Origin of the sequence: Plantibacter sp. RU18, from assembly GCF_050613355.1 — a bacterium.
Classification (GTDB): domain Bacteria; phylum Actinomycetota; class Actinomycetes; order Actinomycetales; family Microbacteriaceae; genus Plantibacter.
The window spans coordinates 2934447-2952475 of sequence record NZ_CP159618.1 but is presented as its reverse complement, the minus strand read 5'-3'; the positions used below and the strand labels follow the sequence as shown (position 1 = coordinate 2952475).

Sequence of the window (18029 nt, the reverse complement as noted above, 5' to 3'; positions counted from 1 at the left end):
CCAGCGTATGCGACCGGTCTGGGAGTCCTCGGCACAGCAGCTGCGACTAGGGTGGACGCGTGGCGAACGCTCGAGAACTGCATGGCCCTGCCGATCTGCACACGCACTCGAGCGTGTCGGACGGCACCGAGACACCGACGCAGCTGATGCGTGCTGCAGGCGCCGCCGGACTCGGGACGATCGCCCTGACGGACCACGACTCCACCGCAGGCTGGGCGGAGGCCTCAGCGGAGTCCCGTCGCCAGGGCATCACGCTGTTGCCCGGCATGGAGCTCAGCACCCGGTACGAATGGCGGAGCGTGCACCTGCTCGCCTACCTCATCGATCCGCTCAACGGTGAGCTGCTGCAGGAGACCGCCAAGATCCGTGAGTCCCGCCTCCGGCGCGCTGAGGGCATCGTGGCACGGATCGGCAGCGACTACCCGCTCGCCTGGTCCGACGTCCTCGCGCAGACCCGCGAAGGCGCGACCGTCGGACGGCCGCACATCGCCGACGCACTCGTCGCCCTCGGCATCGTCTCGAACCGTGGCGAGGCGTTCGACGGCATCCTGCACCCCCGGACCGGCTACTACGCGCCGCACTACGCGCCCGACCCGCTCACGGCGGTCCGCCTCGTGCGGGCGGCCGGAGGTGTGCCGATCATCGCGCACCCGGTCCCAGCCGGACGAGACCGCATGCTTCCCGAGGCGTACTTCCGCACCCTCGCCGACGCCGGTCTCTTCGGGCTCGAGATCGATCACCGCGAGAACACCGAGGAGGGCAAGGTCGTGGTGCGTCGGATCGCAGCCGAACTCGGGCTCGTCGCGACGGGGTCGAGCGACTACCACGGAACGGGCAAGCCGAACCGGCTCGGCGAGAACACGACCGATCTGGACGTCGTCGAGCGCATCGTGGCAGAAGCGACCGGGTCGGCTCCGGTCCTGCCCGACTGAGCCACGGCTCACCCGCCCAGGACGGACGGGAGACACGGAACGCCCGCTCCCCGAAGGGCGCGGGCGTTCACAGTGCTTCGACTACGCGGTCGGTGCCGGCGGTGCCGTGCGACGCGTGCGGCTGCGCCGACGCGGTGCGCTGTTGCCGTCGCGGTGTTGCTGACCGTGCCCGTCGTGCGTGCCGGCGGCCGGCTCGGAGCGGTCGACGGTGTCGTTCGATCCCTGTGCGCCGCCGCGGGTTCGCGAACGCGACCGGGTGCTCGGGGTCAGTCCGTCGCGAGCCGATCCGCCCGCGGAGCCGCCACGGGAGGAGCCGCCCGCGGAGCCACCACGACCCGAGCCACCGGAGGAGCCGTCGCGGCGCGGAGCGGCCTCGGGTGCCTTTGCGGACTTCAAGCGTCCCTTCGTGCCCTCCGGGATGCCGAGATCGGCGAACAGGTGTGGGCTCGAGGAGTACGTCTCGGTCGGTTCCGGCTGCCCGAACTCGAGCGCGCGGTTGATGAGCGCCCACTTGTGCAGGTCGTCCCAGTCGACGAAGGTGACGGCGATGCCCGTCTTGCCGGCACGGCCCGTACGACCCACGCGGTGCAGGTAGGTCTTCTCGTCTTCGGGGATGGTGTGGTTGATCACGTGAGTGACGTCGTCGACGTCGATACCGCGTGCCGCCACGTCGGTCGCGATCAGCACGTCGCGCTTGCCTGCCTTGAACGAGGCCATCGCGCGCTCGCGCTGCTCCTGGTTCAGGTCGCCGTGGACGGCTGCGGCGTTGAAGCCGCGGTCGGAGAGCTCCTCGACCAGCTTGGCAGCAGCACGCTTCGTACGGGTGAAGACGACGGTCTTGCCGCGGCCCTCGGCCTGGAGGATGCGGGCGATGACCTCGTCCTTGTCGAGCGAGTGCGCCCGGTAGATCAGGTGCTTGATGTTCGCCTGGGTCAGGCCCTCGTCGGGGTCGGTGGCGCGGATGTGGATGGGCTTGTTCATGAAGCGACGTGCGAGCGCCACGATCGGGCCGGGCATGGTCGCCGAGAACAGCATGGTGTGACGCGCGGCCGGCGTCTTGGAGAAGAGTTTCTCGATGTCGGCGAGGAACCCGAGGTCGAGCATCTTGTCGGCTTCGTCGAGGACCATCTCAGTGACGTTGGAGAGGTCGAGCAGGCGCTGGTTGTTGAGGTCGATGAGGCGGCCGGGGGTGCCGACGACGATCTGCGCGCCGGCCTTCAGCTGCTCGATCTGGCCCTCGTACGCCTTGCCGCCGTAGATGGAGACGAGCGTCGTCGACCGGTTCGAGATGAGGATCTCGAGGTCTTCGGAGACCTGGACGGCGAGCTCGCGGGTGGGGACGACCACCAGGGTCTTGACACCGGGGGCCGGGTCGAGGCCGAGGCGCTGGACGATGGGGATGCCGAACCCGAAGGTCTTGCCCGTTCCCGTCTTGGCCTGGCCGATGATGTCCTGGCCGGCGAGCCCGAGGGGGATCGTCTGCTCCTGGATGGGGAATGGTTCGATGATGCCCTTGGCGGAGAGGGCGTCGACGATGTCCTGGTCGACGCCGAGATCACGAAAAGTCACGGAGATACCTGTCAGTGCAGTCATGGTCTACACCTTCGATTGCACACAGGTGTAGGGCCCCGATCCGACGCCGGGGCGCTTCGAGTCTACCCGGGAGGTGCCGAGAGCCCGCTGGGCACGCGGAATACGGTGAACGGCGCGTGGCGGCTAGGGTGGTGCCGTGGCATTTTGGTTTGGACGCCGCCGGCGTCGTCCCGGCACGGATACGCCCCGTCTGCGCTCGCGCGAGGAGGCCGTTCAGGCGACCCGCGTGGACCTCCACGAGCTTGCGCCGAGCACTGCCGACTACCTCGGGCAGGTGTCCCAGCTGCAGCTCGGCTTCTTCATGACGCTCTCACTCGCGGTCGAGCATGCTCCGAGCGACGCGGACCGCGAGGTACTCGCAGAGGCGGCTGCGACCGCCCTGCGGAAGCACCAGGCGCTGCTCGCGTGGATCCGTCGGACGAGTGACGACCCCGGAGCAGTGCTCGAACCGTACGCGAACGCACGCGACGAGTTCCAGACGATCCTGAGGAGCGGAACCTGGGAGGAACTCCTGCTCGGGGTCTTCGTGACCCGCGGCTTCCTTGACGAGTTCTTCGCACAATTGGCGCGCGGGCTCGACGGCGGTGACGCCCGGGACCTCGAAGCGATCGTCGCTCCGGCATCCGGCGAGGACCCGATCGTCGGGATCCTGCGCCGTGTCATCGCCGCCGATCCCGAGCGCGCGTCGACGCTGGCGATGTGGGGGAGACGGCTGCTCGGCGACACCATGCTGGTAGCGCGCTCGTCGCTCGTCACCGAGAGCAAGGCGCTTCCTGACGACGCGCGGGTCGAGCCGATCTACACGGAGCTCATCGCCAACCACACGCGCCGGATGGATGCCCTCGGGCTCACCGCCTGACACGCGCTGGACGTCCGGCCGACACGACGAAGCCGCCGCCCCGGAAGGACGACGGCTTCGGACGATCGACTGCTCAGGCGGTGACGCCGTGCCGGAGACGGGCGAGCATCGCTTCATCGGAGGCGGTGCGTGTCCGGACGAGCACGATGTCGGTCACGACCGTGGCCAGGGCGGCGACGCCGAAGGTCGCGACCCAGATCCAGCCGCCGTCCCAGGCCATGCCGGCCCAGGTCAACGCGACCCAGACCACCGCGGCGACGAGCGTCGCGACGGCCGGCACGAGCGCTGCTCCGTGCTGGTCTCTGCCCGGCAGGATGTAGCGGATCGCGAGTCCGATGATCGCGCCACCCAGCGCGACGAAGAGGAGTTCCATGCTCAGCCGACGAATCCGATGCGGCGGGACTCCTCGGTGCCGAGTTCCACATAGCCGATGCTGACGGTCGGGACGAGGTAGCTGTTGCCCTTGTTGTCCTTCAATGCCAGCAGCTTGGCGTCGGACTCGAGGGCGGTCTTCACGAGCGCCTCGATCTCGGCTGCTGGTTGTGAGGTCTCGAAGCCGATCTCGCGAGGGCTGTTGAGGATTCCAATGCGAATTTCCACCTTGAGTGCCTTTCGGTTGCGGTAGGGCAAGACTACGGGAGTCGGGCCCGTGCGTTCGGCGCGGGCCGCCTGCTGTCAGCGAACAGCGCGGCATCGGTCGGTCGGCGCAGCGATGTCGGCACCCTCGGGTAACGTGCGAAGCATGGTCGATCCCGTCGTGCAGCCCGCACCAGCGGGAGCCCGTCCGGCAGAATCATCTCCGCACACCGCGTTCGGCGTCGTCGCGCTCGACGACTCGCAGCGCGCGGTACTCGGCCTCGACGACACCAGCCATGCGGCCGTCCTCGGCGCAGCCGGGACCGGCAAGACGACGACGCTCGTCGAAGCCGTTGCGGAGCGGGTGCTCGACCGCGGGTACTCGACAGACGAAGTCCTCGTCATCGCCGCGTCACGATCGTCGGCGCAAGTGCTGAGAGACCGGCTCGAGGCCCGCGTCGCTCGGGCGACCCCCGGATCACTCGCTCGCACGGCAGTGTCCCTCGCTCTCGAGATCATCGCAGGATCAGGCGCGTTCGCAGGGGCCGGTCGTCCGCGGTTGCTCACCGGCGGCGAGCAGGATCAGACGATCGCCGAGCGGCTCCTCGGCGACGAACTGGAGACGACCGGGCCAGTCTGGCCGGCGGAACTCGGCCCGGAGGTCCGGCGGTTGCAGGGCTTCCGGACGGAGCTCCGCAACCTCATGGAGCGCAGCGTCGAGCATGCAGTGGCGCCATCAGACCTCCGCCGGCTCGGCGCCGAGCACGAGCGGCCGGAGTGGATCGCCTCAGCGGGGTTCATCGAGGGCTTCCTCGCCGACGACTGGCGCGGGCACCTCACGCCGGCCGCCGCACTCGCCAGGGCAGCCCGACTCCTCGACGAGGAGACACCGGGTACGGGCGTCCTGGGACGCCTCCGGGCGATCTTCATCGATGACGCGCAGGAGGCCACGCACGGTGTGCTCGAGCTGTTCGCCGCGCTGGCCCGCCACGGCATCACGATCGTCGCCTTCGGAGACCCGGACCTCACGACCGGCGCGTTCCACGGAGCCAGAGCGGACGCACTCGGCCGCTTCGCAGACGTCCTCGGCCGACCGGTCGAGACGCTGTCGCTGGGGCGGGTGCACCGCGGGACACCCGCCATCCGCACGACGGTCAGCGGCGTCACCGAGCGGATCGGGACGGCCGGCGCCGGACTGCACCGGGCTGCTGCTCCGCCCCTCGCCGACAGCACGGACCCGGAGCACTCGGTGATGACCGTGGCCGCAGGATCGCCCGCCGAGCAGATCGCGGTCATCGCGAGGTTCCTTCGAGAGCGCCATGTGCTCTCTGGAGTCCCCTGGGCGGAGATGGCGGTGGTCGTGCGCAGCGGTGGGCTCATCCCCGCCATCGAACGCGGACTCTCTTCTCTTGAAGTCCCCACTCGAGCGAGCACCGGTGGATCGCCGTTGCGCGAGCAGCCGTTCGTCCGTGCCGTGCTGCTCGGCGTGTCCGTCGCTCTCGGCCGCACGCCGCTCGACGCCGATGTCGTGACCGAACTCCTCCACAGCGCGCTCGGCGGGCTCGACTCGATCGGCGTCAGACGCCTCCGCGCGGCGCTCCGCCACGCGGACCTCGAGCACGGACTCGACCGCAGCGCCGACCGCCTGCTCGAGGAGGCCTTCGCGGTCCCCGGTGCACTCGTCGGCATCGAGACACCGTCGGCGGCGAAGGCTCGCTCGCTCGCAGACAGCCTGGCCGAGGCGCGTGCGCAGGCCGACGCCGGAGCCTCAGCGGAGGAGCTCGTCTACGGTCTCTGGTCGCGGAGCCGTCTCGAGCGCGGTTGGGTCAAGCTGTCGAAGGGCAGCGGGCAGGCCGCGGAGGAGGCCAACCGCGACCTCGACGCCATCACGCAGCTGGCCGATGCGGCGCGCACCTTCGTCGAGGCGGAACCGGACACCCCGGCGTCCGTCTTCCTCGATCGTCTCCTCGAGCAGGCGGTGGGCGACGACTCCCTGGCGCCGACCGGTCTCCGCCAGGCAGTGACGATCGCGACGCCGGCAGCGCTCGTCGGCTCCGCATTCGACAGCGTCGTGGTGGCAGGCATGCAGGACGGCGTCTGGCCGAACCTCCGCGTCCGCGACTCGCTGCTCGGTGCATCGGCGCTCGTCGAGCTGCTCGAAGGCACGGCGACCCCGACGGCCGACGCCCGTCGCGCGGTCCTGCACGACGAACTGCGGCTGTTCGCCCAGGCGAGCTCCCGAGCCGACCGCTCACTGCTCGTCGTGGCCGTCGTCGACGACGACCACCAGGCAAGCCCCTTCCTCACCCTCGTGCCCGAACCCGACCCGCACCGGGTGAGCCTCGCGCCCCTGTCGCTGCGCGGACTCGTCGGCACCCTCCGTCGGTCGCTCACCCGCCGGGCCCGCCCAGCCGACCCGGCCGAGCGGCGCGCAGCCGCCTCCGCGCTCGCACTCCTCGCGGATGCGGGCGTGGCCGGTGCACCGACGGAGGAGTGGTACGGCGTCGCAGCGCCGAGCTCGACGGCGCCGCTCCACGATCCGGCGGTGGAGGAGCTGCCGATCTCGCCGTCGCGCATGGAGGCGTTCGAGGCATGCCCGCTGCACTGGGTGATCGCGCGTCTGGGGGGCGGTGCATCAGGTTTCGCCTCAGGACTCGGCACCATCGTCCATGCGGCACTCGAACACGCCGAATCCTCGGACGAGGCCGCCCTGTGGTCCGCAGTCGAAGCACGCTGGGACGAGCTGCGGTTCGAGGCGGAGTGGGAGGGCGCCGCAACGAAACGTCGGGCAGCCGAACTCGTCCACCGATTGTCCGCCTACCTGCACGACGCTGAGCGCGCCGGCGTGACCACGATCGGCAACGAGAGCCGGTTCAGCCTCCGCATCCCGATCGGTGAACTCGGAGGAGCAGCCGTCCTCGGGGGCTCGATCGACCGAGTCGAACTCGTCCCCGAGCTCGACGGCACGAAGCGCGTCGTGATCGCCGACCTCAAGACCGGTGGTTCTGCGCCCCGTCAGGACCGAGAGGTGGAGGAGATGCCGCAGCTCGGCGCGTACCAGCTCGCTCTGGCGGAGGGCTCCGTACCAGGTACCGAGGGATTGCTGCGTGGCGGCGCGAAGCTGATCGTCGTGTCGGCAGGCACGCAGCGCAAGGAGTACTACGACCCTGCACAGCCGGCGTTCGACGACGATGCCCTCGAGCGCTTCCGCGCACGCGTCCTCGAAGACGCCATCGGCATGGCAGGTGCCGTGTTCGAAGCGCGACTCGGCACGCACTGCCACGACCCGTTCGCGTTCGGCGAATGCTCCATCCACATCGTGCCGGCGGTGAGTTCGTGACGGGCCACCGCGACTATTCGGCGGAGACCCTCGCCGGACTGCTCGGGCTCCCGCAGCCCACCCCGCAGCAGGTCGACGTCATCGAGGCGCCGATGTCGCCGGTGCTCGTCGTCGCAGGTGCCGGGAGCGGCAAGACCGAGACGATGGCCTCGCGGGTCGTGTGGTTGCTCGCCAACCGCCACGTCGCCGTCGGCGAGGTCCTCGGGCTGACCTTCACACGCAAGGCGGCCGGCGAACTCGCCGCTCGGATCGGCAAGCGCATCCAGTCCCTGCAAGACGTCGGCATCCTCGACCCCGGAGCAGACGCACTCTTCGACCGGCCGGAGGTGTCGACCTACAACGCCTACGCGAACGCACTCTTCCGAGACAACGCGCTCCTCGTCGGGCGGGAACCCGAGTCCGTCCTGCTGTCAGAGGCCTCCGCGTGGCGACTCGCGAGGCGGATCGTCGTCCGACACGGCGACGACCGGCTGGCAGAGCTCGGGAAGTCCGTCGACCAGGTCGCGGAGCTCGTGCTCTCGCTGAGCCACGAGCTCGCCGAGATCGAGGGGACCCCCGAACAACTCCTCGGGTTCGTCGAGCGGTTCACCGGGCTGACCGATCTGCCGAACGGCGGGCGGGGCGCCTACGCGCAGGTGGACCAGGCGGTCGCCGTCGTCGGCGCTCTTCCAGTGCTGCTCGACCTCGCCGCGCGCTACGCGGACGAGAAGCGCCGACAGGGTCTCGTGGAGTTCTCGGATCAGGTCGCACTCGCCCTCGCCGCCTGCGAGCGTTCGCCCAGGGTGGCTGCCGTGGCCCGCGAACGCGCAGGTGTCGTCCTGCTCGACGAGTACCAGGACACGTCGGTGGTCCAGACACGCCTGTTGTCGACACTCTTCGCCGACCATCCCGTCATGGCCGTCGGCGACCCACACCAATCGATCTACGGCTGGCGCGGTGCGAGTGCGGCGAACCTCGCACGGTTCTCCCGCGACTTCGGGCGCTCCGGTGACGCGGCGCAGTACAACCTGTCCACCAGCTGGCGGAACGATCACCGCATCCTCGAAGCCGCGAATGTGATCGTCCGCCCGTTGCAGGCGCAGGCCGAGGCAGCCGCCAGACTACGGGTGCTCGACCTCGCCGCGAAACCAGGCGCCGGAGCGGGCTCGCTCGCGGTCGAGTTCGTCGAGACCGGCGCTGAGGAGGTGCGCGCCGTCGCCGAGTGGTGCGCCGACCGGCTGCTCGCGGACCGCGGCGGCGACCCGGCAGGTTCTGCGGCGATCCTCTTCCGAGCCCGGCGCCCGATGCAGGACTTCGCTGAGGGACTCGCCGCGCTCGGCGTGCCGCACCACATCCTCGGGCTCGGTGGGCTGCTGTCATCGCCGGAGATCGTCGATGTCACGGCGGCGCTCCGGGTGGTCCACGATCCGGCAGCCGGATCCTCGTTGATCAGGCTCCTGAGCGGTCCGCGGTGGCGGATCGGTGTCCGCGACCTCGGTCACCTGGTCGAAGTTGCCAGGTACCTGCAGGCGATCGACTGGAAGACGAAGCGCTACGACACCGAGCTCGCAGCCCGGCTCCGAGAGTCGGTCGCCGACGACGACGGGCGCTCGATCATCGACGCGCTCGACTTCATCGCAGCAGATCGTGTCCCGGCGGGACTCGCCGCAGGCTTCACCGATGCCGGGCGCGCCAGACTCCGTGAGGCAGGGCTCGTGTTCACCGCACTGCGTCGCCGAGCCGGGAGCGGTCTCCCGGATCTCGTTCGCGCGGTCGAACGTGAGCTGCGGCTCGACATCGAGGTCGTCGCCAACGAGTCGACCGGTTCAGCGGCTCGGGCTCCCAACAAACTGCAGGCGTTCCACGACGAGATCATCTCGTTCATCGCGGCGGAGGAGCAGGTGAGTCTCGGCAGCCTGCTCGCCTGGATCGACCGTTCACTCGCTCGCGACGACCTCGGTCCGGCGAGCGACGCACCAGACCAGGGCGCCGTGCAGCTCCTCACGATCCATGGCTCGAAAGGGCTGGAATGGGACCACGTCGTCATTCCGCGGCTCGTGGTCGACGAGCTGCCCGCGAAGCCCAAGGACGGACGAGGTTGGGTCACGCTGGGCACGTTGCCGTACGCATTCCGCGGTGATGCCGCCGAGCTCCCGGTCTTCGACTGGGAGCGCGCGGAGTCCCGCAAGGAGGTGATCGACGCCCAGGCGGCGTTCTCGGAGGCCCTCGGTGAGCGGGCTCTCGACGAGGAACGACGCCTGGCCTACGTCGCCGTCACCCGTGCCAAGCATGACCTCCTCCTGACGGGATCGTTCTGGTCAGGCGACCGGAAACGCCCTCGTGCGGCCAGCACCTACCTCCGCGAGCTCGCGGATGCCGGCGTGATCAGCGAGCTGCCCGAGGCGTCCGTCTTCGAGGAGAATCCCATCGATGCCGCGGCTGCGGTGCTCGAGTGGCCCGTCGATCCGCTCGGGGCGAGACGGGTCGTGGTCGAACACGCGGCCTCGGAGGTCGACCGCCGCCGGGGCCTGACCGAGGTGGAACTGCTCGCGTCACTCGGCCCGCTCGAGAACGAATTGAGCCTGCTGCTCGAGGAGCGACGCCGCAATGCGTCGACCACGATGCGAGGCGAGTTGCCCGTGCGTATCCCGGCTTCCAAGTTCAAGGAGTTCGTCACCGAACCCGAAGCCGCGCTCGAACGGTTGCGCAGACCCGTCCCGCAGCGTCCGTACCGTCAGACGAGGCTCGGGACACGCTTCCACTCCTGGGTGGAAGCGCACTACGGCACCTTCGGGCTCCAAGAACTCGTCGACGCGCTGCCGACGGAACTCGACATCGACCGCTCTGGGGGAGACTCGGAGAGCATCGGCTTCGAGGAGCTGACCGCACGCTTCCTCGCCTCCGAGTGGGCAGGCGTCCAGCCGATCGAGGTCGAGACCGAGATCCACGTGCCGCTGGGGGACACCGGTCGGCTCATCGTCTGCAAGCTCGACGCGGTGTTCGCACGCGGCGACCGGTTCGAGATCGTCGACTGGAAGACGGGAGCGGTGCCGTCCACACCCGAGGATGAACGCAACGCCTCGTTCCAGCTGGCTCTGTACCGACTGGCGTACGCGCACCACCGGGGGATCGATCCGGACCGCATCGACGCCGTTCTCTACTACGTGAGCCACGACGTCGCCCTCCGGCCGGAGCGCCTCTATTCGGAGGACGAGCTCCTGTCGGAGTGGGAACGGTCCTTCGGAGCCGGTGCGGTGTCCCAGAGCTCGAACGACGACGTGTCGATCTGATCGGTCGCGTTGGCGTCGGACGACTCAGCGTCCTGCTCGCGGTCGCGCGCATCGGACGTCTCGTCGTCCTGCGGGTCGACGTCCCGACCGAGCGCCCGCTCCAGCTCGGAGCGGTCGTAGGTGTCGGTCTGCATGGCGATCCCGGGCGACGACGAACCGATCGGGGTGCGGTCGAGCATGGTCTCGACCTCGTCCACAGCGAGCACCGGACCGGTCGCCGACCCCAGGGGGTCGGTGACGTCGCCGAGGACCCGGTCGACCAGGCCGTCGAGCATGGCGACAGCGTCTTCGACGACCGTCTCGTCGTGACCGTCTCGGCCGTGCAGGAGCCAGCGTGCGATCTCGAGTTCGGCGTACAGGCGAGCGCGGAGCGTGACGAAACGATCGGGCCCGCGCGTGCACGATGCCGCATACGCGGACAACGCCTGTTCGCCGGTGGCTCCGAGCGTCGCGATCCAGTGCAGGTCGAGCGCAGGGTCGCCCACGCGCAGCGAACCCCACTCGATGACGCCGTTCACCAAGCCGTGCCCATCCTGACGGATGACCAGCACGCGGTCAGCGGCCAGCGAGCCGTGGATCACCGTCGGCTGGAACTGCCAGAGTGTGTGGTCCTCGACGGCTGCCTGCCAGCGCTCGCGGACCGCGGTGGGGAGGAGGCGGGTCTCGGCCGCGCGGGCGACGATGCGCTTCGCGTCGGCACGGATCTGCTCGGTCGACAGGAGGGGCAGGCCTGCCTCGGCGATGAACGACGTCGGGAGCGAGTGGATCGCGGCCACGGCCGCACCGAGGGAATCGGACAGGACCTCGTCGTCGCGGAGCGCCGCCGGGTCGAGGTGGGATCCGGCGACGAAGTCGAGGACGACGGCTCGCGTGCCGTCGACCGGCATCTGCCCGACGGCTGTCGGTGCGTCGAACGGCAGCCGGCTGCGGATGCCGGGAGTGAGCGCGCGCAGCGCGATGAGGTCGGCGGACTGCTCGGTCTCGGCCTGCTGCGAGGTCGGTATGCGAACGATGAGTTCGCGTCCGTCGCTCGTCAGCAGCCTGGCCGAATCGAAGTTCCCCTCGCCGCCAGCGGTGTGCGCGCCCGAACCGCTGACCTGCAGGTCGGCGACGGCCGAGGTGGCCAACGCGGCTAGAGTGAGATGGGATCTGGCCATGACATCTAGGGTACGGGGCCGTCCTGGTGAGCCGCGCTCGCCACGCCCTCAGGAAGGTTGTCCATGACGATTCAGGTTCGCGCGCTCGCCAGCCTTCCGCTCGCGAGAGGCGGCCTCGACCGTCACGGTGAACTCCGGTCGCGGCCGGAGCTCCTCGAGGAACTGCGCGTCGATCCGGCGGCGCGTGCTGTCGTGTTACGTGGCCGGCGAGCACTCGTGACCGGTGACGCCCTGGAACTGCTGATGCCGCAGATGCTGCCCGACCCCGAACTGCTCGTCTACCTCGGACGCACCACCGAGGTGGGCGACACGACACCGATCGGCACGGACGTGCTGCTGTGGGTCCTCACCGACGAGGACGCGGCCACGATCACCGACGACGAGTCGCGCTGGCTCGACCTCCGACGCAACGGGCACCGCCTGTCCGACCGTGACGTCGGGATCCTCGCAACCTCGCTCGCGATCGCCGGGTGGCATACGGCGGAGCCGTTCTGTTCCCGGTGCGGTTCGCCGACCACCGTGCGGAACGCCGGGTGGGCCAGGCACTGCCCGGTGGACGGGAACGAGTTGTTCCCTCGGATGGACCCAGCGGTGATCGTCGCCGTCGTCGATCCAGCAGGACGGATCCTGCTCGGTTCGAACGCGATGTGGGAGCAGAACCGATACTCCCTGCTGGCCGGCTACGTGGATGCCGGAGAATCCCTCGAACAGGCCGTCGTGCGTGAGATCTTCGAGGAGTCAGGCATGCGGCTCGGGACGCCGGTCTACCTCGGTTCGCAGCCGTGGCCGTTCCCGAGGTCCCTCATGCTCGGCTTCGTCGCCCCGCTCGCCGACGATCAGGATCCTGAGGCCCTCGTCCCCGACGGCGTGGAGATCCTCGACCTGCGTTGGTTCACGAGGGAGCAGCTCGAGGATCCGTCCAGCGACGTCATCCTGCCGGGCCCGTCCTCGATCGCCCGAGCGGTCATCGACGATTGGCTGAGCGGCACCTGGACCAGATGACCCGGTTCCCCTCCCAGGACGGAAGACCATGAACACCTCCTCCGAGCTGCTCGCCGGTCTCGACCCCGATCAGGCGGTCGCCGCGGAAGCACTCCGCGGTCCGGTGTGCATGCTCGCGGGTGCCGGCACCGGCAAGACACGGGCGATCACCCACCGCATCGCGTACGGCGTCGCGACTGGGACGTATACGGCTTCGCGCGTGATGGCCCTCACCTTCACGAGTCGTGCAGCGGCGGAACTGCGTGGTCGCCTTCGCGCGCTCGGTGCGGAAGGCGTGTCCGCGCGCACCTTCCACGCTTCGGCCCTGTCGCAGTTGAACTTCTTCTGGCCGCAGGTCGTCGGCGGGCAGGTGCCGGGGCTCGTCGAGAGCAAAGGCCGTGTGCTCGGTCATGCGGCCGAGCGGCTCCGCCTCCGAGTCGACACCGCGACACTGCGTGACGTCGCCGCGGAGATCGAATGGAGGAAGGTCTCCGGCCTCACCTTCGAGCAGTACGCGACGGCGGGTCGCCCCCTCGTGCAGAAGCTGTCGCTCGAGCAGGTCATCGCCCTGCAGGAGACGTACGAACAGCTCAAGGACGAACGGAAACGCATCGATTTCGAAGACGTCCTGCTGGCCTGCGCAGGCATGATCGAGTCGGAACCCGCTGTGGCCATGCAAGTACACGAGCAGTACCGCTTCTTCGTCGTCGACGAGTACCAGGACGTCTCCCCGCTCCAGCATCGTCTGCTCGAGCTGTGGCTGGGCGGGCGCCGAGACGTGTGCGTCGTCGGCGACGCGAGTCAGACGATCTACTCGTTCGCCGGGGCGCGGGCAGACTATCTGCTCGACTTCCCGTCCAGGTACAGCGACGCGACGGTCGTGCGGCTCGAACGGAACTACCGCTCCTCCCAGCCGGTCGTCGCCGCCGCGAACACGCTCATGCGCGGACGCCCCGGCGCTCTGCAGCTCTCGGCGGTCCGCAGAGAGGCGGAGAACGGGACCGACCGGCCCGACTCGCCGGCGGTGGGCCTGCGCTCGTACCCCAACGAGTTGTCCGAAGCCAGGGGAGTGGTCTCCGAGATCCTCATGCAGCTGCAGGCCGGTGTCCAGGCTTCGGAGATCGCCGTCCTCTACCGCATCAATGTGCAGGCTGCTGCGCTCGAGACAGCGCTCGGTGAGGCCGGGGTGCCCTTCGTCATGCACGGCTCCAAGCGCTTCTTCGAACTGCCCGAGGTGCGGCAGGCGCTGTTGCAGCTCCGGGCGGCCTCCGTGTCGATCATGGGCGAGCCACTGTTCAAATCGGTGAGCGACGTCCTCCGTTCGCTCGGCTGGAGTCAGGATCCGCCAGACGGTGGTGGAGCGGTCCGCGACCGCTGGGAGTCGCTGAACGCGATCATGGGTCTCGTCGATCAGGCGCCGGAGGGGACGACCTTCCGCGCGTTCACGGACGAGCTCCTGACGCGCCAGGCTGCTCAGCACGAACCGACCGTCGAAGCGGTGACGCTTGCGACGCTGCATTCCGCCAAGGGTCTCGAGTGGGAGGCCGTGCACCTCATCGGACTGTCAGAGGGCTACCTGCCGATCTCCTACGCGAAGCAGTTCGAGCAGGCGGATGAGGAACGCCGACTCCTGTACGTCGGCATCACCCGCGCCAAACGCCTCCTGAACCTGTCCTGGGCCGAGACCCAACAACGGGGTGGACGTCGAGAGCCGTCCCGGTTCCTGGCAGAGCTCGGCATGCGCACCTCGAGTGTTCCCGGACGACGCGGCGTCTGATCCCACCCGTCGAGGCATCGATGATCAGCTGCGTGCCTGCGAGGATGGGCGCGTCAGCGGCGATCCGACGAAGCACCAGCCGCGCCGCCCGGGCTGCGATCTCCGAACCGAGGAGCAACGAGTCGAGCGGGGATCGACGCCCGAGGAGTTGCGAGGCGACCGCCGGCCATGCGGGGTCACCATCTGCCCGGTGGAGCTCGACGCAGTGGAGGCAGGGGCCGTCGCCCGGCGTGACGAAGGGGCCGATCCGCACGGCGCTGTCGCCGAGGACGATCGGGAGGTGGGCCACGTCGTCGCGGAGCCAGCGAGCATATCGACTCGGCGCGATGACGTAGTCGCCGCAGAGGACTGCCAGGTCGACCGAGCGGTGGGACGTCGAGGAGTCGATCGCCTCGACGAGCTCGACGGCGCATTGGTCGCCGAGGAGCCGCCGGAGCGGTTCGGCGACCGGGCCGGAGCCGTCGATCGCGACCCGGGCGGGTGCAGTCGCGCCGGAGCGGAGACCGTCGTCTCCGCGTTCGATCACCGGGGCGAGCGTGGACATCACGCGCTCGAACTCCGCGTGGCCGATGCTGAACGCGTCGGCGAGGCGGTCCTCGACGTGGCCAGGGAAGCCCGCCTGCAGCGCGGCGATCAGCTGCTCCGCGCCCGTCTGGACGTGCTCGAGCACCACCGGGTCGTCGACGCCCATCTGCAGGCTGTGGGGCGTGCGCCAGAGCAGCGGTCGTCGTGGGTCGATTCGCGTGGTCATGCCACGATGATCGCGCGTTCGGGCGGGTCGCCGTCGCTGCTCTCCACAGCCTGGCACGTCGAAGCGGTCGGCGAACCGGCTGTCGATCAGACCGGTGGGCCTCCGGCACCGTTCGGGCCGGACGGCTCAGTACCCGTTCCGCCGTCGGGATCGTCATCGTGCGCCTCGCCACGGAGAAGGTCCTCCAGGGCGAGATCCATCTCGTCCTGCTCGGGCCGCTCTCCACGGGCTTCCGCCTGGAGGCGTGCGATGAGCGCGTGCGGTGCGTCGATGTCGTCGGCGCTCGGCACCAGGTCGGGGTGCGACCACAGGGCGTCGCGCTCCGCCGTGCCGGTCGCGTCCGTGACCTGCTGCCACATCGCCGCCGCCTCGCGGAGGCGCCGTGGGCGGAGCTCGAGTCCGACGAGCGCTCCGAGCGCCTGCTCGGCGGGGCCACCGGCGGCGCGACGTCGGCGGACGGTCTCGGCGATCGCGGCGGAGCGGGGGAGACGGGTGGTGGCGGCGGCCGTCACGACGTCGACCCAGCCCTCGATGAGTGCGAGGGTCGTTTCGAGCCGGGCGAGACTCGCGTCCTGGGCTTCGGTTCTGGCTGGGATGAGTGCCCCGCTCGTCATCGCGTCGCGGAGTTCCTCCGGGTTCGAGGGGTCGAAGCCCTCGGCGAGCTCCTCGAGCCGGCCGGTGTCGATGCGGATGCCACGCGCGAAGTCGGTGATCGAGGAGATCAGCTGCAGCCGAAGCCAGCGCGCATGGCGGAAGAGACGCGCGTGGGCCAGTTCGCGGACGGCCAGGTAGATCTGGATCTGGTCGGACGGGATGTCGAGCCCCTCGCCGAAGTCCGCAACGTTCTGCGGGACGAGTGCTGCCTCGTTGTCGTCGAGCAACGGGATGCCGATGTCCCCTCCGGACACGACCTCCTTCGAGAGCTGTCCGACGACCTGCCCGAGTTGGAGCGCGAAGAGCGTCCCGCCGATTCCGCGGACCAGTTGCCCGGCGTTCGCGATCATGCTCGAGAGTTCCTCCGGGGCCCGCTCGGTGAGCACACCGGTGAGGGCGTTCGCGATGTTCGTCGCGACGGGCTCGGCGAGCTGCGTCCAGAAGGGCATCGTCTTCGTGGCCCAGCGTGTCCGTGTGTACAACGCGGGCTCCGCCGACAGCTCGGCGACGTCGGTGACATCGGCGAGCCAGAGCGACGCGATGTGGAACGCCTGCTCGAACGCGGCCCGCTGCTCGGGCGTGGTGTCGACAGCCCCGTCGCCGGCAATCGTCTTCGCCTGCTGGAGGGAGGTGTCCCAGTTGATCCCGTCGCTGTTCGACTGCATGGCGCCCTGGAGCTGGGACATCAGGGCAGCGAGACTGGCCGGATCGTTGGGGAGGCCGGCCGCGCCGGCGAGCTGGCTCGCATCGAACGAACCGTTGCCGGAGAGCAGCTCGCGAAGCATGTCGCGGAACTCGTCCTCCGGACTCTTGTCGGAATCCTCTGGCACGTCAGCCGCCTCTCAGATAGCCCGGTGCTGGGCCTTCTACGCTAGTCGCACCTCGCTGAACTTTCGCCGGGGTATGGTTGGTCGGGTTTCCGCCCACCGCGAACAGTCCGGAAGGCTTGCATGTCGCTCTTCGCCGATGAGGCTCCCACTGCATCGGAGACGTCCGACCCGTCACGTCGTGGTCGCGCCAGGTTCGGCTGGATCGTGCTGGTGCTCTCGCTCGTCCTCCTCGGCGTCCTGTCCGCGGTCCCGGCACCCTACGTCATCGAACAGCCGGGGCCCGTGTTCAACGTGCTCGGCACGACCGAGGGTGACGACGGAGACGTCCCGCTGATCGAGGTCCACGACACACAGACCTACGACACGGGCGGAACGCTCGACATGCTGACGGTGCAGCTCGTCGGCAACCCGCAGCGCAGTCCGGGCTGGCTCGACATCGTCTCGGCATGGTTCGACCCGAGTCGGGCGGTGGTCCCGATGGACCTCTACTTCCCGCCGGGCGTGACCACCGAACAGCGTGACGAACAGAACGCCACCTTGATGGTGGACTCCCAACAGGACTCGGTGGCCGCAGCTCTGCGTCAGCTCGGGTACGAGGTCCCTGAGCACGTCGCCGTGGCTCAGATCGCCGAGGGGAGCCCTGCTCAGGGCGTCCTGGAGCTCGACGACGAGATCGTCGCGGTCAACGGGGCGGCGGTGACCGGCCTGGACGGTCTGCGTACCGCGATCTCCGACAACGGGACGGCCGCTCCTGCGTCGTTCGACATCGTCCGGGGCGGCGTCGCGAGCACGGTCGACATCACGCCGACGACTGCGACGGCGACCGACGGAACGACCTCCACCGTGATCGGCATCGGGACGAAGGTCTCCTACGACCTGCCGGTCGACATCACGATCCAGCTCGACAACGTCGGCGGCCCGAGCGCCGGCATGGTGTTCGCGCTCGGCATGATCGACCTCCTCACCCCTGGCGAGCTGAACGGCGGGCAGGACGTCGCAGGAACGGGCACGATCGACGCCGACGGCAATGTCGGCGCGATCGGCGGCATCCGCCAGAAGCTCTTCGGCGCGAAGGATGCCGGCGCAGACTGGTTCCTCGCACCGGCCAGCAACTGCGACGAGGTCGTGGGCCACGTGCCCGACGGCTTGACGGTCTTCGCCGTGAAGACGCTCGACGACTCGCTCGCGGCTCTCGACGCGATCGCCGACGGTGGGGACACCAGCGCACTGCCCACCTGCAAGACGGGTTGACCTCTTCGGCGCTCTCTCAGCCCCGCCGCTTTAGGATGGTTCGAACGACCCCTAACTGA

General features: G+C 69.4%; 12 protein-coding genes and 1 pseudogene. 7 read left to right on the top strand and 6 right to left on the bottom strand.

The genetic code is table 11. From position 1 onward, the window contains the following. Positions 1-59: 59 nt before the first annotated feature. On the top strand, positions 60-932 hold the full coding sequence (locus ABMA10_RS14165) for a PHP domain-containing protein (RefSeq protein ID WP_347866513.1): 873 nt from the start codon (positions 60-62) through the stop codon (positions 930-932). A gap of 81 nt (positions 933-1013) precedes the next feature. Here the strand turns inward: ABMA10_RS14165 and ABMA10_RS14160 are convergent, their stop codons facing one another. Further along, positions 1014-2525 (bottom strand): DEAD/DEAH box helicase, encoded by a 1512-nt coding sequence (locus tag ABMA10_RS14160; RefSeq protein WP_347866514.1) that lies wholly within the window; start codon positions 2523-2525, stop codon positions 1014-1016. 136 nt (positions 2526-2661) lie between these two features. On the opposite strand from ABMA10_RS14160, the gene ABMA10_RS14155 reads away from it, so the two are divergent. Continuing rightward, entirely contained in the window at positions 2662-3384 is a 723-nt protein-coding gene (locus ABMA10_RS14155) for a ferritin-like fold-containing protein (protein ID WP_431030633.1), read from the top strand. A 73-nt stretch (positions 3385-3457) separates the two neighbouring features. Here ABMA10_RS14155 and ABMA10_RS14150 read toward each other — a convergent pair whose 3' ends face one another. Both ABMA10_RS14150 and ABMA10_RS14145 read right to left on the bottom strand, forming a co-directional pair. After that, positions 3458-3757 (bottom strand): hypothetical protein, encoded by a 300-nt coding sequence (locus tag ABMA10_RS14150; RefSeq protein ID WP_347866516.1) that lies wholly within the window; start codon positions 3755-3757, stop codon positions 3458-3460. A 2-nt stretch (positions 3758-3759) separates the two neighbouring features. Next, the gene (locus ABMA10_RS14145; RefSeq protein ID WP_347866517.1) at positions 3760-3984 is read right to left on the bottom strand and encodes a DUF3107 domain-containing protein; all 225 of its coding nucleotides are present in this window, start codon (positions 3982-3984) and stop codon (positions 3760-3762) included. Positions 3985-4126: 142 nt separating this feature from the next. Between ABMA10_RS14145 and ABMA10_RS14140 the strand changes: the two genes are divergently transcribed. Both ABMA10_RS14140 and ABMA10_RS14135 read left to right on the top strand, forming a co-directional pair. Beyond that, positions 4127-7300, top strand: coding sequence for an ATP-dependent DNA helicase (locus ABMA10_RS14140; RefSeq protein ID WP_347866518.1), 3174 nt, complete (start codon positions 4127-4129; stop codon positions 7298-7300). Then, positions 7264-10569 carry an ATP-dependent DNA helicase gene (locus ABMA10_RS14135; RefSeq protein ID WP_347866519.1) on the top strand — a complete coding sequence of 1102 codons (3306 nt, stop codon included), beginning with the start codon at positions 7264-7266 and terminating at the stop codon, positions 10567-10569. The genes ABMA10_RS14140 and ABMA10_RS14135 overlap by 37 nt, the downstream gene beginning before the upstream one ends. Here the strand turns inward: ABMA10_RS14135 and ABMA10_RS14130 are convergent. Further along, on the bottom strand, positions 10479-11726 hold the full coding sequence (locus tag ABMA10_RS14130) for a phosphotransferase (RefSeq protein ID WP_347866520.1): 1248 nt from the start codon (positions 11724-11726) through the stop codon (positions 10479-10481). The genes ABMA10_RS14135 and ABMA10_RS14130 overlap by 91 nt on opposite strands. A gap of 63 nt (positions 11727-11789) precedes the next feature. Here ABMA10_RS14130 and nudC point away from each other — a divergent pair, with 63 nt between their 5' ends. Continuing rightward, entirely contained in the window at positions 11790-12728 is a 939-nt protein-coding gene (nudC, locus tag ABMA10_RS14125) for an NAD(+) diphosphatase (protein WP_347866521.1), read from the top strand. A gap of 28 nt (positions 12729-12756) precedes the next feature. Beyond that, the gene (locus ABMA10_RS14120; protein WP_347866522.1) at positions 12757-14484 is read left to right on the top strand and encodes an ATP-dependent helicase; all 1728 of its coding nucleotides are present in this window, start codon (positions 12757-12759) and stop codon (positions 14482-14484) included. On the opposite strand, the pseudogene ABMA10_RS14115 reads toward ABMA10_RS14120, so the two are convergent. Together ABMA10_RS14115 and ABMA10_RS14110 are read right to left on the bottom strand one after the other, a co-directional pair. After that, a pseudogene (locus ABMA10_RS14115) lies at positions 14432-15028 on the bottom strand (TOMM precursor leader peptide-binding protein); the annotation flags it as partial. The gene ABMA10_RS14120 and the pseudogene ABMA10_RS14115 overlap by 53 nt on opposite strands. A gap of 293 nt (positions 15029-15321) precedes the next feature. Continuing rightward, positions 15322-16719 (bottom strand): zinc-dependent metalloprotease, encoded by a 1398-nt coding sequence (locus ABMA10_RS14110; protein WP_414693580.1) that lies wholly within the window; start codon positions 16717-16719, stop codon positions 15322-15324. A gap of 120 nt (positions 16720-16839) precedes the next feature. Here ABMA10_RS14110 and ABMA10_RS14105 point away from each other — a divergent pair, with 120 nt between their 5' ends. Continuing rightward, positions 16840-17970 (top strand): YlbL family protein, encoded by a 1131-nt coding sequence (locus ABMA10_RS14105; RefSeq protein WP_431030632.1) that lies wholly within the window; start codon positions 16840-16842, stop codon positions 17968-17970. The last annotated feature ends 59 nt before the right edge of the window (positions 17971-18029 follow it).